Below are 22,995 nucleotides of genomic sequence, written 5' to 3' on the forward strand. Positions count from 1 at the left end.
TAGAGTTACAATTTGAGCATGTAATTTCTCCATATCTATTTAGTAATGATTTTAAATTTCGCCTAAAATCAATTTCATCTTTACAAACTTTGCAATTTTTCATTATCTAAAACCTCTTATTAATAATCCTATAACTTTACTACTTCTACTCGACCTTAATTATATCTTTCTTCTTTAATCCTATTTACATCTCTCTATTTTCATAAAAAAGATGTTATCTTACTTGCATATGATTTGAACATATCATCCTCCTAAATATTATGCATCGACAATAACATCTTTTTTATATGATTCAATATATTATACAAAACTGATCATTATATAAATGTAACTGATCAATTCTTAAATATTAATAATAGAGTGAAGTGTAACTACTTCACCCTATTATTAATATAAAGTTTTATCATATATTTTTAACGTAATTAATATTTAAATTAAAAATCACATAAATATTAATCCAATAATAATAGATAAAATAAATAATGTAACTCCTATTGCTCGATATAAAACTTTTTTCTTATCAGAAGTACTATTATTACCTACACTTTCAAATGCATTTCCAAGATTGCTTAATAAATTTATTATAAAATCTAACATTATAATTTAGCATGTATATTATTTATTTGACCAAGGTCAACTAAATATGATGCTCCTCTAGATGCTGCAGTAGCTACATTTCCTGCAATACCATAACTGTTAAGTGCTGCTAATATTATTCCTGCTGGGGTTGCAAATGCTCCTGCTGCTATATATCCTGCAAGTAAATTCCATAATGTTTTCACACCTGCACTGTTTAATGCTTTTGATGCCTTATCCCAATTATTTTTAGCACTTTCTATTTCTTGTCTTAATGCACTTGTATTTCCTGAGTTCCATGAAGATGCAGATTTATAATATGTCTTTGTATTTCCTTTTGTATTTCTAGCAATAAGTATGTTTGATTTTCCACTTTGAACATATACTTTAAGGTATGATTGATCTGGTCCACTACTTCTATAATGCTTACTTAATGAATAAAAAGGCTCTGCTTCATTTTTAGAGTTATGTATACTATTTTTGATGTATTCTATACCATCAAAATAGTTTGTAACTATAGGTTCCTCTCCTTCTACTGTAGCTCTCATATCTCCCGTATAACCGTTAATTTCTAATTTTATATTATTTTCAGAATATACTTCTTTAAATTCATTTTCATTTCCAAACATTTCATGAAATTCAATTTTCATTAACTTAATTTGATCTTCTGAATATAATTCTTCCATACTAGTGTTCTCATTAAACTCATCAGCTTGTTTCTTTAGCTCTATAATTTTATCATTACTCAATCCATAAGTTGCATTTTCCATAGCTGATGCTGTATTTAATATTGGTGTAGAAATAGTTACTCCTATTAATGCTAATGCCATACTTTTTGTTACTCTTTTCTTAAAAGTCATAGTGACATCTCCCCTTCAATGTAAATTTAAGCTTTGTTTTTTTATTTAACATCTTAAACTTACAATTATTTAATTTGAGGTTCAATACACTATGTAAAACTGGTCATTATATCAACATAACTGGTCAGTTTTTAAGAGAAAAAATAATCTTAAGTAGAAACTTGTCATCATCAAACTCAATATTTAGATTTCCATCATATTTATTTACAGCATCTTTTATATTCTTTAATCCTATACCATGCATAGATTTATCTTTTTTATTTGTAATAAAATTATTGTTTTTTATATTGATGTCATTAACCTTACTGTTTTCTATTTTTATAAAGCAAAAACTATTTATATACGTAACATTTATAGATATATACTTACTTATACTTTCATCTAAAATTTTATCACAAGCCTCAATTGCATTATCTAATGCGTTAGAGAATATAACACATAAGTCCATCATATCTATAAAGTCTAAGTTGCTAAAATCTGCGACTATATCAAATTTAACACCTTTTTCCTTGCATATTTGATACTTCTCATTAATAATAATATCAAGTATTTTATTTCCAAATTTAAAGTTTATATCAGGTATCTTTAAATCTAAACTATTTATATATTCTTTTACATCTTTTTCATTACTTAAATTAGAAATACAAATCATATGATTTTTCATGTCATGATAAATTCTTTTTATACTTTCTTGATTTTCTTCTATCTTCTTGTAATATCTATATTCTAAGTCAATTTTTTCTTTCATAAATTCGTTCTCTATCTTAAGTTTATTACTCATTGTTATTTTATAAATTATTATTAATAACGAAATACTAGAAAGCAAAATAAAAAAGGATATGAAAATAAGATTAAAATTATCTAACTTAGAAATACCCATTTTAAATATAATTAAAAGGCTCAAAATATTTGTACATATTGGAATACCTACATATATAAAATCATTTTTGCTAATTTGTCCTGATAATTTAAAATACTTAAGAACTAATATACCTATAAGTAAAAATGATTTAGCTAAAATTATAGCTTCTAGTCTATATAAATTGTAATCTAATAACATATTCACACTAATATCATTTATATAAACAACACCACTTATACTAAGTGCGTCTATACCTATTAACATCAGCCAATAAACTAGGGGAATTATAAATGCTTTAGATAAGTTAACTTCATAGTTTAATTTGAAGTAAAATATACTTAATACAATTGATATAAGTAATCTTAAATCTGGCAAAATACCAAATATATTCATAGAAAATGCTATCCCTAAAATCAAAGAAAAACTTAATAAACTTTGCTTTTTATTTACCTTGATAGTACTTAAATCATTTACCAAGATATATAAAGATATCCACTCTAGTATTAAAATAAATATATCTAATAACTTCCAAAAAATAATACTATTTAACATAGTCTATCTCCTAAAGTCTCTGTAAGCTTAATCTTTAACTGTTTTATTCTATGTTTACTTATTGGGATAATCGTATTATCTATATAAATATTTAATACATCTATTTTTTGTATTCTTTCTAAATTAACTATAAAACTATTATGACATCTGAAAAAATCTTTATTTAATAACTTCTCTATTTTTCGCATACTCATTTTTATTGTTTCACAATTATTTACGGTATGTATATTTAACTCTCTCCTATTTGTTTCAATATATAAAATTTCATCTAATTTGATCTTTATTAATTTTGACTTATCATTAATTGTAAGATACTGATTTTTCTTTTTTAGTATATTTTTTATACATTGAGTTAAATGCTTTTCAAAGACATTATAATCTATTGGTTTTAATATATACCTATAAGCATTTACCTCATAACCTTCACAAACATAATCTAATAAAGATGTTGTAAATATTATTTCTACATTATTATCAAATTCTCTTATTTTCCTAGCCGTATCCATACCATTTAAGCCATTCATCTGAATATCTAAGAACAATAAGTCTACATTGATTGGATAGTTATTTAATAAGTTTTCTCCTGATGAAAACTCTAATACATCATAATCAATATTTAATGTATTAAAAAATCTAAATAAATAATCAACTAACAAACCTCGATGAAGAGTAATATCTTCACAAATGCCAATAATAAAAGTTTTATTACCCATAAAGTCACCCCTCTTATAAATAGAAGACCCTCTCAAAGAAACACCACATATTTATAAAGAGCCATTTTTTTACGCACTATTTTTTTAGTGTAGTTCTTACTTTCCCTTCACTTATGCCTAACTGCTTAGCTATCGCTCTATTACTTAGTCCAGAGTCTTTAAATTCTAATATCTCCTTCTTTAAATTTAATAACTCTTGTTGCTTTTTAGTTAATCCATTCTCATTTCTTCTCTCTGCTCTTCTTCTGGAATTATTTCTATCATATTTTTCATCAAGTCCTATAATAGTTTTCATATGTTTTTGCTCTTTACTTGTAATTCCTAATCTATCAATTAATGTTTCATTCTTATACCAATAGCCTTCTTTATCCCTCATGCCTTTAGAAATCCTCTTACGTTCACCGCTTCTTACACCTTGCTCATATGCTATAAACTTTTCTATAGCCTTTGGAATACACCTTAAAACAGCTTGTACCTCGGTTTCTTTAAGTGGTTCTGTAAATGCATTATTAAACTCTATAACTACATTTTCAAGGTCATAAGCATCTCTTATATAAATGCCCTTCCAGTATGCATAACAATGTAGGGCCATGTTTCTACAACCTGTCATATCATATTTTCTAAGTCTGCATAAAGTTTCTAAATCATTAGCTCTTTCCATATGTAAACTATATGAGTTGAAGAATCTATTACAAATAACTTTGTTATCAATTTTCTTAACCTGTTGCATCTGTAGCTGATGTGTTTTAGGCTTATAATTTAAATACTCTTCTCTTAATTCATACATAGAGTATTCTATATCGTTATCTATATATAAAACCTTACAATCTGTATCGCATCTTGAATTTATAGTCCCAGGTAATCTAAGTACTCTAGCTCCATCTGTGGCCCTTCTATCAGCCCCTAAATGCTTTAAATTATAATATATGTAATCTTGTAGCTCTTGCCATGTATTTAAAGCTCCATAAGGAGCATTTTTTATTCTAAAGTAAAGATGTACTCCTCTTCCACTATCTGTTACCATAGTTGGTTTTGGTATTTTACCTTCATAATGTAGTAGCCATATCATATAAACTGTTTCAGCCTTTTCTAAACCCATACTCTCACAGTCTATATCTTGAAATAGCGCTCTAAATTGTCTTATATTTTCTACTCTTCTTTTTGGTAGATACATTGTATTTGGCGCTAAAAATACATCTTCTTTCTTATGTAATTCTTCTACAATCTCTCTTAATCCGTTATTTTTAGTGTTGTATATTTTAATGGTCTTCTCACCATTATTTTCTTTATCATCTATTTTTAATATTTGAATATAACCATCAGTACTTTCATCATATAGATGGTCACAAAACTTTGTCATTTGCATAAAAAAATTCCCCTCTATTTTTAGTATGTTGACACTAAAGATACGGAGATCTCTCTTTTAATTATAAAAATTATTCCTAAAATATATTTAGTTTAATAAAGTCTATAATTATTTTTCATATTGTTCAAATAAATATCAAATTTATTGATATATTAGAATTTTTATGATAATATGAATACATAATAACAATATAAAAAATCTCTGATGAGAGTTCTCTCTTATCAAGAGTGTTTATAAAAAAGCTAGGAGTAAGTCGCCAAACTTAATCGCTCCTGGCTTTTTCTCATTTTATTTACGATTTGTCTATTTAAATTTTAGCATAAATATACATTTTAGTATATATAAAAACATTTATACCTTTTTTATAACTTAATAGCTTTATATCTATTATTATTTACTAAAAATCTGGTATTAAATTTGTCTACTTTTTAGATTTCTTTGACTTTTTCTTATACTTCTCTTCATATGCAGAAAGTGCTTCTTCATTTAATTCAACTGAATCAAACATCTTACTAATTATGTCCTCTAGTACCTCAGATACTGTCATATTATTTTCATATGAAAAAGACTTTACCTTATCTGCTACATCTTTTTTTAACTTTATACCTAACATAACTTTCTCTTCTTTTTGCTTTGGTTTATTTATTAAATCTAATACATTTATATTATTATTTTTACTATTTATAAAGTCTTGTCCAGTTGATTTTTCTTCTATTTTTTGCTTTATATTAAGTAATCCATTTTTTTTGTTTAACATTGGATTTTCAATACTCATAGTCTTTCATCTCCTTTATTAAATAAATATTAAATCTTTATTTAATTATTTTTTAATTATTATTAAATAACTATTAAATCATCTTGTATATATTCATTTATAAGCTCTGTTATTTCATTATCTATGTCAGTTTTTATTTTTCTTTCTTTAACTTTTACATACTCGCTTATTGGTTCATTGTATAAAATACAATTTTCATAATGCACAGATTTTCTCATTGTTTGCTTAAATGTATTACCTAATATTCCTTTTTCATTAGCACATTCTAGCCACATTTTTATCTTCTTATTTTCTTGTTTTTCAAATTTAGTTATTACTGGTTTTCTTATATCATCTTTATCGATTCTAAGAGCCTTTTTAATATCTGTATAAGTTTTTACTAATAAGTTATATCCTGTTAATGTACTATAGCATCCATAGTTTATTATAGGAATTATATCAGTACAACATATAAATACATTTGTATTTAATACAGATATAGCAGGATTTAAATCAAATACTATTAAATCATATTCTGATAATATATCTATATTTTTATCGTCTGTTAGATAGTTTAATAGTGTATATTCTTTGCCTGGTTTTGTATTAAGTACTAGCTCTAGTGTAACCATATCTATATTACTTGCGATTATATCTAGATTTTTAAATTTATCTATAGGTGATTTTATTATTAATTTCTCTAACTCTACATTATCTTCTAATCCATCTTTTAATGTGTATATATTAGATTCTATAACTTCTTCTCCCAGTAAAAATACTGATGCGTTAGATTGTGGATCTGCATCTATAAATAGTACTTTTTTATCAGGATAATTCTTACAAAATTGATATATAAAATTTAAGTTTAAACATGTTTTTGAACTTCCACCTTTAAAGCTCATATGTGTTAATATTGTCTGATTTTTAGCCATTTAACCCTCTCCTTATGAGATATTAAAAAAAGATTAAATATATATTTAATCTTTTTTTAATATCTATTTAATAAATATTATAACATACATTTAATAACTATTAAATAGATGTTTTCAACTTAAAATACTAATTGTATAAATGCTTAATCAAATTTAATCTCTATTAAATATCTTAAATTATAATTCCCAATAAAAGTAAATATTGTACTGTTTATTAATAAGTTAGGATTCAAAATTAATGATTTAACAAATCTAAAAATTATTTCTTTAATATTATTAATTAATGAATTAAACTTTAATAGGGAGATAAAAATGAGTTTTGAATTTGCTAATTCCTAAAAATACTGTTAATGATTTATCTGAGCAAACTTTATTTATAAATAAAATTAAGGGTCTTAATAACTAAATTAAAACCCTTAATTCAAATCCTTATAAACTCTTTTTATAAGAATCTATCTATTAACTTTATTCCACATATACCTAGATACTATTGGTTCTATATCTAGTACAACATCATTTTTTTCTTTTTTTCCATGATACTCGAATATCCCAATATAATTTTTATTTTTTAATATATAATCGACCTTCTGCTTTGAAAATCCATATTTAGATCCTATCTTGGCTAGTGAAAGTCCTTTAGATCTTAATTTAAATATATCTTTAACTATCTTAGCCTCTTCTTCATCAACTTCAAATTTACCATCTTTATTTACTTTATATCCAAGTGCAGGCTTTCCACCAACCCATCTATTCTCATTAAGCCTTGCTATTCTACCATTTCTAGTTCTTTCGTTTATTACAGCTCTTTCAAACTCTGCAAAGCTCCCTAACATCTGTAAAAACAGCATGCCTTGTGGTGTTGATGTATCAAACATCTCTGTAACACTCACTAAAGCCACCTCATGCTCTTGAAGTTCATATATCATAGCTAATAAATTATATAAACTCCTATGTATTCTATCATTTTTATAAACTATTATCATATCTATATCATTTTCTTTGACGTAATTCATCATCTCATAATATTTTGGTCTATCTGTTGATTTACCTGATACTGCTTTATCTATAAACATTTCATCTATCACGATATCGTGAAGTTTAGCATACATTCTAATTTTATCTTCTTGGTCCTTAAGTGAAGTGTTATCTACTTGCATTAAAGTTGATATTCTACAATATCCTACTGCTCTTTTTTTCATGTCGTCCTCCAAATGTAATTTATTAATACCTTTTCAGTTAATTTTTATGTTTAATGATAAACTAATAATGCAATTTGAGCATAAAAAAGTCAAGTTTGTCGGCTCAAACTTGACTTTTTTATTTTATAAAACTTAGTAAATCTTAGTTATATCAATATTTTTATGTTTAGTTGAAATCACTTTTTTTAATTTTGTTATTTATCGGTTTTAATATTTTATTAAAAGCTTTTTCTATTTTAGATATAAAGAACCTCCAATCTTATTATGATTGAAGGTTTTTCAAAGTTTTAGATTTTATTCATTGTAATAATTAGATTATTGCAACATTAAAAGGAAATGCCCTCCATCTATAACTTATTTAGATTCCTCCTTTAAAGATTTTACTTCATCTACAGTCAACCCAGTCTTTTGAGCTATTATTTCATCAAATACTTTATCTCCATCTTCATTAACTTACTTTCTAAAACAACCAATTCAGTTGGACCACTGTCCTTTACTTTTTTATCTATTACAAAGAACTTAAGATCTTCTTATGCAAATATCTCCATAGCCCTTTTCATTAGTTCACTGCCTTTAGTTTAATTATATCATTAAGTTGTTGCATCTATTTATACTTTTCTATAAACTCAATAAATGCTTTACTTATAATATCATACATATTTAAATGACGATATTTATCTTTGCATAAACTTGAAAAATTATCCCATACATCTTTGTCTACACGAATAGTAGTTTTTATTGCTTCTGATTTATCAAAATCTATTTGAAGTCCACTTTTAACTTCTATAACATCTATAGGACAATTGTCCTCCATATGGAGGACAACTTTACTTAAGTGTTGATATTTTATCTATGATTTTATATAAGTATCAGTAAAACCTCTACTCGTAGTTGATTTATAGAACTTTTTTATTTAGTAAGTTATAGTATAAACCTTATTCAAAGTGTCATATTGTCCTAGACATCCTAAATGTGTTTTTAGAGAATAATTAAATCTGCTATCATAACTTTTAAAGGGAGGTTTTTTATGTTTTATAATTCTTTAACTATGTCAGGAATTTTCTTTATAATATCTTTTATATTTTTGATATTTAGAGATAAAGCATGTTTTTTAATTGCTGGGTATAACTGTATACCTAAAGATCAAAGAAAAAATTATGATGAAAAGAAACTTAGTAAAGATTTCGGAACTACTTTTTTTAAATATGGTCTAATCTGGCTATTCGGGGCAGTTGGTTGTATATTAATTTCTAATTGGAGTTATTTGATAGCATTTATAATTTGGATAATCTACTTTTCAAAAAATACTAGCTTTAGTAATAAAATATTTGATAAATATAAAATAAACTAGCCTTAAAATTTCATTTTAAAGTTATGTATTTAAGATAAAGTTAATGCCCTTAAAATCTAAATAAATGGATTTTAAGGGCATTTCTACTAGTCATCTTTAAATGTGTTTTTAAAGATTAGTTTAAACTTCTCTTTTGAAAACAGCTAAACCTTCCAGCCAATGTATTTGGACTAATTCCCAACCTTCTCTACCTAAGGGATTGAATAGTTCTTCTAGTGCTTCTGTTCTATTTTTACTTGCTGATTTTTTAGTAATACCATCTTGACCATATAACTGTATAAATTTATATTCGAATTGTTTCATTTTCTATCTCCTTTTTAATCAATATTATAGCAAAATCAAGACGGCTAAATACTAATTATTACTATTAGTCCTAAAATTTCATTTTGAATATTTTTACACATCTAAATATTACTATAGTCTTTAATACAATGTACAAAAAACTAAATGGGAGAAATTATACAGATAGATATTAAAATAATAATATTATTATTAAAAGTATATTCATAAATATACTTTTAAATTGCATTTTTTGACAAAAAAATAATACAAAGTATTACATTAAAACTAAAATTATTGATTATATTTATTTTCATTGATATTTATTTTATATACTAATTTTTTTCAGTTAAAACATTGGTGTATAGTTTTAATTTGTAAAAAATACAGATTTATATTTTTTAAAGTGGGGGAGATTTAAAAATGAAAAAAAATTATTTGTATTTTTATTAATATCATCAATATTTTTTCAGTTCAGCAACATAAGTTATGCGATTGAAAAAGATGGTATAATTGAGAAAAACGGTGAAAATAAACAGGATTTTGATATTGAAAATGAAAAAGATTCTATAAAAAAAGTATTAGAAACGTTTATTAAGGATGATTACAATTATAATGGTGGAAAGAATGATTTCTCAACAATTGGAAATGAACAGTTAAAGAAATATTTATTAGCAAGAAATACTGTAAAAGCTACAAATCATAAAACAAATTATAAAAAAGTTCTTTCACAAAATTTTGAATTTAATTATAAAGATTTTGCTAAATTGGGTAATTACGTAAAAGTTAATGTTTACATGCTTGAAACTTATTTATTTAAAGATGAAGATACTGGACAGCTCAATGAGGCTGGAGCAGGTAATGATTATATAGTATATCTTTCTAAGATAAATGGAGAGTGGAAAGTTATGTCAGCAACAATTGATGTTGATATTGATGCAGTAGATGATGAATTTGATGTTAATAAAGAATTAGGTTATGAGGGTAATAAAACACAAAAAAATATTGAATTAAATTTAAATAAAATGCTTAATAAACTAAATGATTTAGAGGACGCTTATTCTAAACCCATAAATGGAGAATCTTTAAGTACTGACCCTGATATAAAATATGATGTAGAAAGAGGTAATGCTCTATCTGCAACTCAAAGGAAAGCAATCTATAATTATGCCTATGATTATAGAATGCATCGTCGTAATCCAAATTATTTATCTTTTGAAACAACTGATTGCGCAAACTATGCTTCTCAAGCACTTAGGAAAGCTGGGGCAAGAGCCGATAAAAATCATTCAATTGTAATAGATGGAAAAAAAAGAACATGGTCATTAACACCAGATTCTTTCCACATTCAGCCAACTTATGGAGATGCATGGGCTCAAGCTCATTACCTAAGAGCATTTATCGTTAGAAATGAAAATGGTTATAGAGGACCTGGTGGGCATGCCATTGGATATGGTTCAAAATTAGAGTTAGGTGACTTAACATTTATTTATCATAATGAGTGGAAAAAATGGTTCCATACTTATATAGTTATTGAACCTGGCCCTAACTTTAAAATAGCATGTCATACAAAAGATAGATGGGGGGATCGTATTAATGATGCAGCTCCTGAAAGTAAATACCCTAGATCGTATGTACATTTAACATCTTTAAATTAAAAATTTATATTTTTTATTAAGTGCATAAATAAATCTATAAGGGGGATAGCATAATGAAAAATAAAAATAAATTATTTGTTTTTTCATTAGTATTATCGATTATTATTTTCTCTAGCATTTTTATATATCTAAAAATAACAGCTGAAAAAGATTCTATAAAAGAAGTAGTGGAAACGTTTATTAAAGATGATTATAATTATAATGGCGGAAAGAATGATTTTTCAACAGTTGGAAATGAACAATTAAAGAAATATTTAATAGCAAGAAATGATGTAAAGGCTACAAATCATAAAATAAATTATAAAAAAGTTCTTTCACAAAATTTTGAATTTGAATATAAAGACTTTGCTAAATCGGGTAATTACATAAAAGTTAACGTTTACATGATTGAAACTTATTCATTTAAAGATGAGGATACTGGAAAAATAAATGAGGCCGGAGCAGGAAATAATTATACAGTATATCTTTCTAAGATAAATGGAGAATGGAAAGTTATGTCAGCAACAATTGCCCTTGGTGCTGATGCTGATGCAGTAGATGATGAATTTGATGTTAATAAAGAGTTAGGTTATGAAGGTAATAAAACACAAAAAAATGTTGAATTAAATTTAAATAAAATGCTTAATAGGCTTAATTATTTAAAAGAAATGTATTCTAAACCTCTAAAGTAGAATATTTAAGTGTAATTAAAATAATATATTTTACTTTTTTAATTATTTTTTTAACTCTAAAGATATATGTATAAAATAATTTTTAATACATAAAAAAGATAACTAATCCCGAAATTTCACTTTAAAGACTAGTTATGTATTTAAGATAAAGTTAATGCCCTTAGAATCCAAATAAATGGATTTTAAGGGCATTTCTACTACATGTCTTTAAATGAGTTTTTAAGGATTAGTATTTCTTTGAAGTCAGGTAAATCACATATTCCATATAAAATAAATTTTTCTTGTGCATCTATTAATCATAGTTCATTAGACCCACACCATAATATGATATAATTATTATATATTATTAATTTATGGGGTAAAATTATGGATATATTGTTAAATGGAGTATATATATATGGCATAATTATAATCATAATGATATATATATCTTACATTATGTCTAATAAATAAAAAGCCAATAGAATTAATTCTATTGGCTTTTTATTTATTAGACATACGAAATGAAAATCGATATAAAAAATAACTAGTCTTAAAATTTAGATTTTCAGAATAGTTCTATATACAAAAGAGTATATCTAATGAAATAACTCTATTTCATTAGATATACTCTTTTGTATTTTTCAATAACCCATACCAACTTTATATTTTAAAGTAAGTCATTTTTTAAATTTATTAACTTTTTCCTTTAAAGACTTTACTTTTTAATACTAAATATAGAAATACATGCCATAACCTTATAATTTCGAAAATCAATTCATTCTAACTATATAAGCATCATTAAATCCTTTACTCTTAGCTAATTTAACCTGATTTACAGCATTATTCTTATCTCTATACGCTCCAATACAAACTTTATACAAGGTGTCTCTACTTGTATTTACTAAACCAAATAAATCTATAAAATTATCAGTAATAGTAGCAGCTATTTCATTAACACTATCTTTTAAATCTCTTTCAGCATCTATATTAGATATAAAATCAACTTCAATTAAACATGCAGGCATAGTAGTCTTACTAAGTACAGTAAAATTTTTATTATATTTAACTCCCCTATTTCTAATATCTAAAACCTTTGAAATATCATCACAAACACATTTTGAAAAATTATTTAACTTAATATTATCTCCATCATATTGCCAAACCTCAACACCTCTAACACTTCTATCATTGGATGAATTAATATGAATAGATACAAAATAATCTGCTCCAAACCTATTTGCAACCATAGCTCTTTCAGTTAAAGAAAGATACTTGTCACTAAATCTTGTAAACTTATAATCTAAGTCATAGCCCTTTAAAATCTTATCAATCTCACATCCAATGTTTAAAACTATATCAGCCTCACAAGTTTTATTTGGTCCAATGGCTCCTGGGTCCTTGCCCCCATGTCCTAAATCAATAACTAACTTTCCCATAAAAATCTCCTTTTCATTTTTTATATTTAATTTATCTAAATTATAAAATTAAAAGTAAGTTTTATGTTGAAATGTAAACCAGTTATTGAAACTTAAAAAAATAAAGTACAAAAAAATAATAAAATCTAAGAATAAGTATCAATTTTTTAAATTCAAAGATTATTAAATTAAATAATAAAATGTAAAAAGTTATCTTCAGTGAAAAAGTCCGTTACTAAAAAAGCTACACATCCTAAAATTAGGTGTGTAGCTTTTACTTTGCTAAAAACTAGAATTTTATAAAATCTAAGTATTTATCATACATTTTATAACCATTAATTGTAAATTATAATATATTGAAAAATACTTAAGCACTCTTTTTGTGCTTATTTATAATAGCTCTTATATAACTTTCAGACATATTATATTTAACCGCCAATTCTTTATGATTAAATCCATTATAATCAGCCATAATACACCTATCTCTAGCATCTTTATATATCATTTTTTCAGTAGGAAAGTATACTGATGTTCCTCCAAATTCTTTAAATAAAGCCTTAACTTTGTCTATTCCAAGCTCCCTAGCTATATTTTCAAATTGTGGAGGTAAGTCACTTATTTTTAATTCCATAAAATATCCTCCTATAAATTTATTAATATGGATATTCTGCATATATTTTTAATTTCCTACTAAAAACTTACTCCAATCATATTTAAACTATATAATCTATAGTTACTTATTATTTTTTATGTAGATTTTTAGAGCATCTATAGATAAAGTTAAAAACCTTATTATCAAAAATGCGATATACGAAAATACCAACCAACCTAAAATATACATAGTATTTATATTCCTCCTAATAAATATCTATTTCATGTTGCCCATAACAATTTATAAATTTAATAAGTTCTTCATTATGATTAAATTTAAAGACTATTTCAGACAGTTTTTTTATAAGAACATCCAAGTATTTATAAAAAATATTTTTTATGAACTATTTTTTGCTTTATATTAAGTAATCTATTTTTCTTATTTAACATTGTATTTTCAATACTTATAGCCCTTTTCCGTTATATTAAATATATATTTAATTGTTTTTTAATGTATATTTAATAATAATTAAATATACATTAAATTATCTTGTATTTTATCTGATTTAATATATTGTGGAAAACTTGTCATTATATAAAACAAATCGGCAGATTATACCTTTTTACAAACTTTACAATTTTTCATTACTCAAAAACTCTTCTTAATATTTATTTTAATTCAATCTACTATGCTAAACTGGCCACAGATAATAGCCTCTCCAAGAGAGATCACATATTCAATTTCTGGATATAATAATAAAGCATCAAATTATATAGAATCATTTGATGTTACTATTGCATATGTTGGACTTACTATTTCCACACCTACATTTAACTCGTTTTCTAGTCTTAAAACATTGCCATTATACTTTATGATAACCTCATAATTTATAATAAGCATCCCAAAATCAAAGCTATTCTAATATTTTAAATATATATTAATATAAATACTACCAATATATTTCCATCTCTTTTTTATGCTTTATATCCTCTTTTTCTTCTATTTTGTACTCAATAATTTTATTATCCAAAGTACCTTTAAAAAATTTATATGAAGTAGCTTTAATAGTTTCGACATCATCTCTATCAAGAGTTATCATAACAGCATCTTCAAAAGCTCTTTCCATATACTCATTTTTAAAATCAATATCTTTAAAATCTTTTTTAAAACTTCTTAAAGTTCCCTTAGTAAACAAGCTTTCATCAGGTACAAAAACATCATTTGAAATTTTATCTATGCTTTTATCTTTAGCTTTGACCACATTATAATCAACCTCATCTATAACAACTTTATTTTCATCTAAATTAATATCTTTTGAAATATTTTTAATAATATCAATCTCTTTTGAAAAATACTTTCTCTTATCCAAATCTGTAACAATAAAATCAATAGAATCAACTTTTCTACCAACCTTATTTTCTTTTATATCTATTTCAAAAAGTTCTGTTTCATTAAGTTCCTTTATAGCAGGAAGTATAACTCTTCTTTTAAAGTTAGCATACTGAGGGTAACTATTTTCAAGCATAAGATACATCTTAATATCATCAACTGTATAATTAATAACTTGCTTAGTTCCTGACCAAATTCTAATTAAATCATATAATCTTTGAGCATTGTAATTTTTTAAACTAAACAACAATGCCAAATTGGCAGGAGTATACCCCGTTTTTAAATATTGATCTAATAAATCATAGATTTTCTTAGGACTATCAATTCTAAATACTTGAGTTTCTTCGTCAAATTGATATCCAGATATAAAATTATACTGACCCCAAACTAATTTATCATTTTTCTTTTTTTCTATAAAAAATATACTCTTTTGCATAAGCCCAGATAAATATTCACTTATCTTTTTTACAGTTCTATCATTAGTTCTCTTTATTATTTCTTTAAATTCATCATAGTGTATGTAACAACTCATAGAACCATCATAATCCTTTTGAAGTTTGTATAATATCAATAAAAATATTCTATTTTCATTTAAAGATAAACTATACTTTGACTGAATTAATACATTATTCTTCATTAGTATCTTAGGATTTTTAGTATCAGTTAAATTATTCATATTATCCCCCACATATTAAGTTCTTAAGTCAAAATATATCATGCTAAAATAAAAGTGTCAATTTTATCAATCTGACACTTTTACCGCTATCAAAGTGACACATTTTGTTATCAACTTGACATATTTGATTATCAATCTGACACTTTTAAATTATCAACTTGACACATTTGATTATCAAAGTGACACATTTCGTTATCAAAGTGACACATTTAAGCAACTTAACACTAGTATTTTCAATGGTTTAGACCATACCTAAATACTATTAAATACTATAAATACTATTTATAAATACTAGTAAAGACTAGTAAAGGTCTTTTTCTTATCTAATCTATTCTATTTTTATAAGATAAATAAATATCCTTATAAAAAATTTACAAAATTAATAGTGTTATCAAAGTGTTATATTTAATGTTTTATAAAGCAAGATATTTATAATTATTAAATCGATGTTTAAATTTATCTAACAGTATCAAATAAACATATAAAAATACCTCGTAAATTAGCTTATAAGAACTTTAATTATTATTTTTGATATTTATATTAAAAGCAATTTTTTTTGCTCTTAAGGCTTTTATATTTACTTAATTTAACAAAGATAAAATTAAGTAAACAAGATATGTTATCTATGACGGCATATTGATATATAGAATAATGCCAAAAGTAGAAAAGTCAAATGAGGTTAAATTAAAAAATACATGGAATTTATTAATTAAAGTTTCATAAGAAACTTAAAAATAAAAAAGAGTGTATCTAATGAAATCCAGTGGTTTCAACATATATACTCTTTTTACTAATCGTAAAACCCATTCTCATTTTATCTATATTTCTCCATATATTCCTTCATTGCCATAGATAATAAATCTTGTTTACTATATCTTTGTTTTTCACAAAATTCTTGCCACTCCTTATATACAAACATATTAACCCTAAATGCCTTTGCTTTTGGCTTTAAATGTTTATCATCTATTAAATCTATAATTATTTGTTTTTTATCTGTATTGGAGTTTGTATTGGATGTTGTATTGGCTTTAAATTTTTCAACTAACATTTCAAAAATTTCTAGATTTTGTTCTAAAAAATTAATTGCCATTTGCTGAGAATCTTTAAGTATTGGACTTGTATTTTTATCCAATACAACTACATTATTATTACTTGTATTGGATATTGTATTGGCTTGTATATTAGGTACATACTGTCTTAATTTATTATCATATTTATATCCATTTGTTTTTATTTCTCTTTGGAGTGTCTTTTCACCAATTCCAATGTTTTGCCTAATTTTAGTAACAGTTTTACCTTCTCCTAACTTAGTATTTAGGTAATTTATTTTATCTTTAAAATTTAAATTTTGAAATTTCTCTTTTGTCATAATCTACCTCCGTTTCTGGATGTATTGTTTTTGTATTACACTTGTATATATACATAGTAGCATTTTTGTACTTTAAGGGCATCATAACTCCTTTATAATGTGTAATATTTTTAAACTTCAAATGTACAAAATAATTTTTAATACTCAAAAAAGCACAAGAAATTTCTTGTGCTTATACTTTTATATAAATTTGCTATATTATAATTTTATTTATCATCAATAAAGCGTCCTTCTTTAGGTTTTGCTATTTCATTAAAATTGTTAATTAAATACTTTAAATGTTTTTTTAGACTCTCATCTTCCATAGGTTGACCATGACCTGGTATAGCTAAACTTGGATTTAATTTTGCTATTTTTTCAACAGATTTTTTTGCTTCATCCCAATTTGTTGTTAAATACTTAGGAGGACCACTTATATCTTCTTTTTGAGTTATTACAGATATAATAGATTCTTGTTTTAATGTAGAAAATGCATCTGCGGCTATGATGATATTTCCCTCTTTTTTAAACAATGATATATGACCTTCACAATGACCAGGAGTATGTATATAAACCCACCCAGGCATAGGAGGAATACTACCATCAGATGGAAGTTCTATTGCTCTATTTCCTAAATCAATACTAGTATGAGGGAATGTAGGTGACATTTTAGCTACTAATCCTTCATCTACTTTAGGATCAGCTAAAGGATAATCTTTTTTACCTGTGACATAAGGTAATTCTAATTTATGAACGTAAACAGGAACATCCCAGTATTTTGATAACTTTTTAACAGAACCAACATGATCAAAATGTCCATGTGTAAGTATTATTGCCTCAGGCTTACTGTTTTCTCCAAATTTTTCTGCAGCACATTTTATTATAAATTCAGCAGAGTTTTCAAGACCTGTATCAACTAAAACCCATTTATCAGAATTATTTTCTAAATTACTAACTATGCAAGCATTAACTACTCTAAATTGTAAAACTAATATATCAGGTGTAACTTGAAGTGAAGATTCAGTCATTTCAGATAATGCTTCAATTATCTTATTTCCCATTAATTTAACCTCCAATTAAAATTTACCTTTAGTTAAATAAATCAATTTATATTAAATAATAATATTTAAAAATATTTCGTTATTAGTATTTCGCATAGAACTAAATTGTTACATGGTACATATTTCTTTATAATAAAATTTTGTATTTTTAAACTTGATTAAATATAGTCACAAATTAAAGAAGTTTAAATATTATATAAAGAATAAAAGTTTTATCGCTAAATTTTGAAGCAAACTTGTATGTATTATTTAAAATATGCCCTTACAAAAGTATTGATATATTAAACTTAATTTTTATGAATAAAATCAAATGATTGATTTATTATTATTAAAATCATTTCAAAATTAATTAGCATATTTTATTTATACAAGTATAAAAAATATCATTATTTTAAATTCAATAAATTAAGGAGAATAGTCATGGATAATTTGAGAAATGTCAAACCAAATTGTGGTTGTGAATTAGCTAGACCATATATAAACAACCAAGTGTATACTAAATCATACAACTTAAAAACAGCATTAAAAAAGGGAACTTTATTTCCAGAACTAGACTTAGTAGAATCAAATCACTATAATGATTGGTTATATGCAAACCCTAAAAACAGAGTTAGAGCACAAAAAGGGGGTAAAAGATAGTTATGAAATCAAATAGAGTAGAACTTTTAGATAGAATCTTAGAATATCATTTTGCTTGTATAGAATTAAATTTATACCTAGATAACAATCCAGATGATCAAAATGCTTTAAGTTCATACAACACATATTGCAATAAATTTATTCAAGCGAAATGTTCTTATGAATCTAAATATGGACCATTAACTAATTTTGGTTATGCACCAAGTTCATGTCCTTGGCAATGGGTATGCGAGCCTTGGCCATGGGATAATGAGTTTTATGAATAAAGTTATACAAAATTAGAGTTAAATTGTTTATTTAATAGATTAAGGAGGATTAAATTAATATGTGGATTTACCAAAAAACATTAGAATACCCAGTTAACATAAAAAATGCAGATCCAAGAATGGCTAAGATTGTAATGACTCAATTAGGAGGACCTAATGGTGAACTGGCAGCTGCAATTAGATATCTTCAACAAAGATATACTATGCCAACAGGGAAATCTCGTGGACTTTTAACTGACATAGGTACAGAAGAGATGGCTCATGTTGAAATGATTTCTGCAATACTATATCAATTAATGAAAGATTGTACTCCAGAAGAGCTTAAGGCTGCTGGACTTGGTCCAAATTATGCAACTTTTGGGCATGGACTTCAACCAGTAGGATCTAATGGTGTAAACTTTACTACAGATTATATTAATGTGTTTGGTGATGCTGTAACTAATTTACATGAGGACATGGCTGCAGAGCAAAAAGCATTAGCAACTTATTATCAATTAATAAATTTAACTGATGATCCTGATTTAATAGATGTATTAAGATTTTTAGGTCAAAGAGAAGTAGTACACTATCAAAGATTCGGCGAAGCACTAATGGACGTTTATGAATTTACAGAGTGCAAAAAACAATTTTAATTTCTATAAAGAGTATTGATATTTTTATAGAAATTAATTTAATAAATTAAAACCATTTAAATATAAAGTATAGTAAATATCTTAGATAAGATAAAATTAAAACTTTAAATTTAAATATATATATATATATTTAAAAAGGGTAACTTAAACTAATTTAGGTTACTCTTTTTTTTTTAGGTTATCTTATAATAAATATATGCTAAAAAAATTATTTAATACTAAATAAATAGATAATTATTCATATTGTTAACTGTTTCAACTGAATCAAACATCTTGCTAATTATGTCCTCTAGTACCTCAGATACGGTCATATTATTTTCATATGAAAAAGACTTTACCTTATCTGCTACATCTTTTTTTAATTTTATACCTAACATAACTTTTTCTCCTTTTTGCTTTGGTTTATTTATTAAATCTAATACATTTATATTATTGTTTTTGCTCTCTATAAAATCTTGTCCAGTTGATTTTTCTTCTATTTTTTGCTTTATATTAAGTAATCCATTTTTTTGTTTAACATTGGATTTTCAATACTCATAGTCTTTCATCTCCTTTATTAAATAAGTATTTAATCTTTATTTAATTGTTTTTTAATATATTTTTTATATATATTTAATAACTATTAAATATATATTTTAGGTTATTATTCTTTTAAAAAATTTGTTTTTATAAATAAAATATCTTAATAAATTTTCTATAAATAAAATCATAAAAAATATTCATCAACTATATTTTAGGACTTAAAATCAATCCTTTAATACAATGAACTTAAATAAAGCAAATAAACCTTGTAGCTAGGTGCATTGCTTAAAAATACGCCTACAAATGGCTCAAAGGAGGAAATAAAATGTTAGACAAAAGATTAGTTGCCGAGGTAACAGAAACAAAAGATGCTTCTTCATTAAAAATAAGATTTGACTGTGGCTTAAATGATGAAGGAAAAACAATAGTAAAATCAAGAACATACTCAAATGTAAAACCAACAGCAACAGCTATTGATGTTTACAACGTGGCAGAAACATTAGAATCACTTCAACAACATACTATGTTGTCAGTAGTAAAACAAGATAACACAAACTTAAGTGCATAAAACCAATTAAAAAAGGAGGAGTAAAAAATGGGAGAAATAGAAGTAAAACTTTTAATGACATTCTCAACAAAAAGTGGTAGAAAAGTAAGTTTATATGTAACAGATCCAAGAGAAGATTTAACAGAATCAGAGATTAAATCTGCTATGGATGTTATAGTTTCTAAGAATATATTTGCACCTAATGGAGAAGATTTACAAGCTCCAGTAGAAGCAAAAGTTGTTCAAACTGAAACTACAGAATATGATCTTGTAGTTGCATAACACTTGTAACACCTTAAGAAAGCACCTCTAAGTTTATGAGAGGCTTTCTTAGCAATTTTAGAAGTATTTAGGAGGAAATAGTCGTGGAATTAGATTTAATGCAGTTAGTGGCTAATCTAGGCTTTCCTGCTATAGTAACCATGTATCTATTGGTTAGAATCGAAGGGAAACTAGAAAATCTAAGCATAAGTATCAATTCTTTAAATTCAAATATTAGTGAATTAAATAATAAAATGTAAAAGATTATCGTCAATGGCAAAGTCCGTTACTAAAAAAGCTACACATCCTAAAATTAGGTGTGTAGCTTTCTTTGCTAAAAACTAGAATTTTATAAAATCCAAGTATTTATCATAAATTTTATAACCATTAATTGTAGATTCCAATATATGAAAAATAGTACCTAAGCACTCTTTTTATGCTTATTTATAATAGACCTTATATAACTTTCAGACATATTATATTTAATAGCTAACTCTTTATGATTAAATCCATTGTAGTCAGCCATAATAGATCTATCTATAGTCTCTTTGTATATCATTTTTTCAGTAGGAAAGTACACTGATGTCCCTCCAAATTCTTTAAATAAAGCTTTAACTTTGTCTATTCCAGGCTCCATAGCTATATTTTCAAATTGTGGAGGTAAATCACTTATTTTTAAATCCATAAATATCCTCCTATAAATTTATTAATATGGATATTCTACATATATTTTTAATTTCCTAATATCATTATATTATCTATAGATTTATAATTTTTTTAGTTTTTTCAATTCCTTAGGTATACTTGGTTGATGTATTATCCATGTACAAGTTGTATTTACAGACATAGTAGCAACAAATATAGCCAAGTAACTTGTCTTCTTTAATGATTTTAATATAAGTTTTTTCATCTTTAGCTCCCCCTACTAAACGCTGACTTTAAACTTCCTAAACATAACATTATATTTATCCAAAATAGTGAACTACAAGTATATGCTGATAACTCCCTAAATTCATTTTTATTAACAAAAGTTAATGTAAGTACATAAACTATACCTGCCAATATCTTAGATATTTTTCTATATTTATTAATTTCATTTAGAGTTAATGGGTTGTGTCTATGCTCCAATGGAGATAGTGTCCAAATTCCCATATAACTTAGTGTAGAAATAATAAAAATCATTAATGAATATACTGGTGAATAAACTCTTGCTGATGTATATATGGTTAATATAAATATAAAAACAAATATTAATAAACATTTTATATAACAATTAGCATGGTATCCACCTGAAAACTGCCTTATTGGGCAATAACATACTAAAAATACTATAGAATAAAATAACTTATTAAATAATAATCCAATACTTAATACAATTACTATATTTACAGTAAATGCTATTAATACTTCAAATCCATATTTATATACTTCGTAATCCTCTTTATTTATCTCTTTATTTTCAATTAAAAAAGATGTTATCTTACTTGCATATGACTTGAACATATCGTCCTCCTAAATATTATGCATCGACAATAACATCTTTTTTTATATGATTCAATATATTATGCAAAACTGGTCATTATATAAACCAAATTGGCATAGTATACCTTTATATATTACTTCATGAAATTAAATTTTATTTTACCTGTATGTAACGGCTATCAGTATTTAACTGTATTAAAATAATTGATATTGGAAATAAACTTCCTAAAATTATCCCTAATAGCCCACCTATTTTATCCATTATAACAATAGTTATTAATAAAATAATAAAATCCATTATATGACTAATAAAACTATTTTTTATTCTAAACTTAGAGTTACAATTTGAGCATGTAATTTCTCCATATCTATTTAGTAATGATTTTAAATTTCGCCTAAAATCAATTTCA

28 protein-coding genes are annotated in these 22,995 nt (G+C 24.9%); 9 read left to right on the top strand and 19 right to left on the bottom strand.

Annotated features, from left to right (window positions below; translation table 11 throughout):
• Positions 1–596: 596 nt before the first annotated feature.
• The 8 genes from I4U66_RS13745 to I4U66_RS13780 form a co-directional block, all read right to left on the bottom strand.
• Positions 597–1,436: a hypothetical protein gene (locus tag I4U66_RS13745; protein WP_195581875.1), complete on the bottom strand. Its 840-nt coding sequence runs from the start codon at positions 1,434–1,436 to the stop codon at positions 597–599.
• Between the two features lie 124 nt (positions 1,437–1,560).
• A complete protein-coding gene (locus tag I4U66_RS13750; RefSeq protein ID WP_195581877.1) occupies positions 1,561–2,850 on the bottom strand; it encodes an ATP-binding protein in 1,290 nt (429 codons plus the stop codon).
• Positions 2,844–3,563 (bottom strand): LytR/AlgR family response regulator transcription factor, encoded by a 720-nt coding sequence (locus I4U66_RS13755; RefSeq protein WP_195581879.1) that lies wholly within the window; start codon positions 3,561–3,563, stop codon positions 2,844–2,846. The genes I4U66_RS13750 and I4U66_RS13755 overlap by 7 nt, the downstream gene beginning before the upstream one ends.
• 76 nt (positions 3,564–3,639) lie before the next feature.
• Positions 3,640–4,929 (bottom strand): response regulator transcription factor, encoded by a 1,290-nt coding sequence (locus I4U66_RS13760; protein ID WP_195581881.1) that lies wholly within the window; start codon positions 4,927–4,929, stop codon positions 3,640–3,642.
• A gap of 421 nt (positions 4,930–5,350) precedes the next feature.
• Entirely contained in the window at positions 5,351–5,704 is a 354-nt protein-coding gene (locus I4U66_RS13765; protein WP_195581882.1) for a hypothetical protein, read from the bottom strand.
• A 62-nt stretch (positions 5,705–5,766) separates the two neighbouring features.
• Positions 5,767–6,615, bottom strand: a complete 849-nt coding sequence (locus I4U66_RS13770; protein WP_195581885.1) for a ParA family protein — start codon at positions 6,613–6,615, stop codon at positions 5,767–5,769.
• A 452-nt stretch (positions 6,616–7,067) separates the two neighbouring features.
• Positions 7,068–7,814 (bottom strand): recombinase family protein, encoded by a 747-nt coding sequence (locus tag I4U66_RS13775; RefSeq protein ID WP_195581887.1) that lies wholly within the window; start codon positions 7,812–7,814, stop codon positions 7,068–7,070.
• 604 nt (positions 7,815–8,418) lie between these two features.
• The gene (locus I4U66_RS13780; protein ID WP_195581890.1) at positions 8,419–8,628 is read right to left on the bottom strand and encodes a hypothetical protein; all 210 of its coding nucleotides are present in this window, start codon (positions 8,626–8,628) and stop codon (positions 8,419–8,421) included.
• A 213-nt stretch (positions 8,629–8,841) separates the two neighbouring features.
• Here I4U66_RS13780 and I4U66_RS13785 point away from each other — a divergent pair, with 213 nt between their 5' ends.
• The gene (locus tag I4U66_RS13785; protein WP_195581892.1) at positions 8,842–9,165 is read left to right on the top strand and encodes a DUF3784 domain-containing protein; all 324 of its coding nucleotides are present in this window, start codon (positions 8,842–8,844) and stop codon (positions 9,163–9,165) included.
• A gap of 120 nt (positions 9,166–9,285) precedes the next feature.
• On the opposite strand, the gene I4U66_RS13790 is transcribed toward I4U66_RS13785, so the two are convergent.
• Positions 9,286–9,468 (bottom strand): DUF4177 domain-containing protein, encoded by a 183-nt coding sequence (locus tag I4U66_RS13790; protein WP_195238884.1) that lies wholly within the window; start codon positions 9,466–9,468, stop codon positions 9,286–9,288.
• A 743-nt stretch (positions 9,469–10,211) separates the two neighbouring features.
• On the opposite strand from I4U66_RS13790, the gene I4U66_RS13795 reads away from it, so the two are divergent.
• Positions 10,212–11,102 (top strand): amidase domain-containing protein, encoded by an 891-nt coding sequence (locus I4U66_RS13795; RefSeq protein WP_195929230.1) that lies wholly within the window; start codon positions 10,212–10,214, stop codon positions 11,100–11,102.
• A 53-nt stretch (positions 11,103–11,155) separates the two neighbouring features.
• Positions 11,156–11,773 carry a hypothetical protein gene (locus I4U66_RS13800; RefSeq protein WP_195238887.1) on the top strand — a complete coding sequence of 206 codons (618 nt, stop codon included), beginning with the start codon at positions 11,156–11,158 and terminating at the stop codon, positions 11,771–11,773.
• 752 nt (positions 11,774–12,525) lie between these two features.
• Here I4U66_RS13800 and I4U66_RS13805 read toward each other — a convergent pair.
• The 5 genes from I4U66_RS13805 to I4U66_RS13825 all read right to left on the bottom strand — a co-directional run bounded on the left by I4U66_RS13805 (position 12,526) and on the right by I4U66_RS13825 (position 18,236).
• Positions 12,526–13,191 carry an N-acetylmuramoyl-L-alanine amidase gene (locus I4U66_RS13805; protein WP_195581898.1) on the bottom strand — a complete coding sequence of 222 codons (666 nt, stop codon included), beginning with the start codon at positions 13,189–13,191 and terminating at the stop codon, positions 12,526–12,528.
• 346 nt (positions 13,192–13,537) lie between these two features.
• The gene (locus I4U66_RS13810; protein ID WP_195581899.1) at positions 13,538–13,801 is read right to left on the bottom strand and encodes a Mor transcription activator family protein; all 264 of its coding nucleotides are present in this window, start codon (positions 13,799–13,801) and stop codon (positions 13,538–13,540) included.
• A gap of 910 nt (positions 13,802–14,711) precedes the next feature.
• Positions 14,712–15,827, bottom strand: coding sequence for a replication initiation protein (locus I4U66_RS13815; RefSeq protein ID WP_195581901.1), 1,116 nt, complete (start codon positions 15,825–15,827; stop codon positions 14,712–14,714).
• 814 nt (positions 15,828–16,641) lie between these two features.
• A complete protein-coding gene (locus I4U66_RS13820) occupies positions 16,642–17,196 on the bottom strand; it encodes a hypothetical protein (RefSeq protein WP_195581903.1) in 555 nt (184 codons plus the stop codon).
• Between the two features lie 206 nt (positions 17,197–17,402).
• Positions 17,403–18,236, bottom strand: a complete 834-nt coding sequence (locus tag I4U66_RS13825) for an MBL fold metallo-hydrolase (RefSeq protein WP_195581904.1) — start codon at positions 18,234–18,236, stop codon at positions 17,403–17,405.
• A 420-nt stretch (positions 18,237–18,656) separates the two neighbouring features.
• Here I4U66_RS13825 and I4U66_RS13830 point away from each other — a divergent pair, with 420 nt between their 5' ends.
• Genes I4U66_RS13830 through I4U66_RS13840 form a run of 3 tightly spaced genes read left to right on the top strand, consistent with a single transcriptional unit; the run spans position 18,657 to position 19,773 of the window.
• Positions 18,657–18,875: a spore coat associated protein CotJA gene (locus I4U66_RS13830; RefSeq protein ID WP_195581907.1), complete on the top strand. Its 219-nt coding sequence runs from the start codon at positions 18,657–18,659 to the stop codon at positions 18,873–18,875.
• Between the two features lie 2 nt (positions 18,876–18,877).
• A complete protein-coding gene (locus tag I4U66_RS13835; protein ID WP_195581909.1) occupies positions 18,878–19,141 on the top strand; it encodes a spore coat protein CotJB in 264 nt (87 codons plus the stop codon).
• A 59-nt stretch (positions 19,142–19,200) separates the two neighbouring features.
• Positions 19,201–19,773 (top strand): manganese catalase family protein, encoded by a 573-nt coding sequence (locus tag I4U66_RS13840; RefSeq protein WP_195581911.1) that lies wholly within the window; start codon positions 19,201–19,203, stop codon positions 19,771–19,773.
• 218 nt (positions 19,774–19,991) lie between these two features.
• Here the strand turns inward: I4U66_RS13840 and I4U66_RS13845 are convergent, their stop codons facing one another.
• Positions 19,992–20,150 (bottom strand): hypothetical protein, encoded by a 159-nt coding sequence (locus I4U66_RS13845; protein ID WP_195581912.1) that lies wholly within the window; start codon positions 20,148–20,150, stop codon positions 19,992–19,994.
• 470 nt (positions 20,151–20,620) lie between these two features.
• On the opposite strand from I4U66_RS13845, the gene I4U66_RS13850 reads away from it, so the two are divergent.
• The 3 genes from I4U66_RS13850 to I4U66_RS13860 all read left to right on the top strand — a co-directional run bounded on the left by I4U66_RS13850 (position 20,621) and on the right by I4U66_RS13860 (position 21,363).
• On the top strand, positions 20,621–20,863 hold the full coding sequence (locus I4U66_RS13850; protein WP_195581914.1) for a DUF1659 domain-containing protein: 243 nt from the start codon (positions 20,621–20,623) through the stop codon (positions 20,861–20,863).
• 27 nt (positions 20,864–20,890) lie between these two features.
• Entirely contained in the window at positions 20,891–21,124 is a 234-nt protein-coding gene (locus tag I4U66_RS13855; RefSeq protein WP_195929232.1) for a DUF2922 domain-containing protein, read from the top strand.
• Positions 21,125–21,207: 83 nt separating this feature from the next.
• Positions 21,208–21,363: a YvrJ family protein gene (locus I4U66_RS13860; RefSeq protein ID WP_271933394.1), complete on the top strand. Its 156-nt coding sequence runs from the start codon at positions 21,208–21,210 to the stop codon at positions 21,361–21,363.
• A 161-nt stretch (positions 21,364–21,524) separates the two neighbouring features.
• Here the strand turns inward: I4U66_RS13860 and I4U66_RS13865 are convergent, their stop codons facing one another.
• From I4U66_RS13865 to I4U66_RS14660, 4 genes are all read right to left on the bottom strand, one after another.
• Positions 21,525–21,788: a Mor transcription activator family protein gene (locus I4U66_RS13865; RefSeq protein ID WP_195581865.1), complete on the bottom strand. Its 264-nt coding sequence runs from the start codon at positions 21,786–21,788 to the stop codon at positions 21,525–21,527.
• Positions 21,789–21,869: 81 nt separating this feature from the next.
• Entirely contained in the window at positions 21,870–22,013 is a 144-nt protein-coding gene (locus I4U66_RS13870; RefSeq protein WP_195581867.1) for a cyclic lactone autoinducer peptide, read from the bottom strand.
• A gap of 2 nt (positions 22,014–22,015) precedes the next feature.
• The gene (locus I4U66_RS13875) at positions 22,016–22,606 is read right to left on the bottom strand and encodes an accessory gene regulator ArgB-like protein (protein WP_195581869.1); all 591 of its coding nucleotides are present in this window, start codon (positions 22,604–22,606) and stop codon (positions 22,016–22,018) included.
• Between the two features lie 133 nt (positions 22,607–22,739).
• The coding region (locus tag I4U66_RS14660) for a hypothetical protein (protein ID WP_207743639.1) at positions 22,740–22,995 on the bottom strand (256 nt) is incomplete at its 5' end.

The sequence above is a fragment of the Romboutsia sp. D33t1_170424_H2 genome (genome assembly GCF_015669105.1).
In the GTDB taxonomy this organism is placed as follows: Bacteria; Bacillota; Clostridia; order Peptostreptococcales; family Peptostreptococcaceae; genus Romboutsia_C; species Romboutsia_C hominis.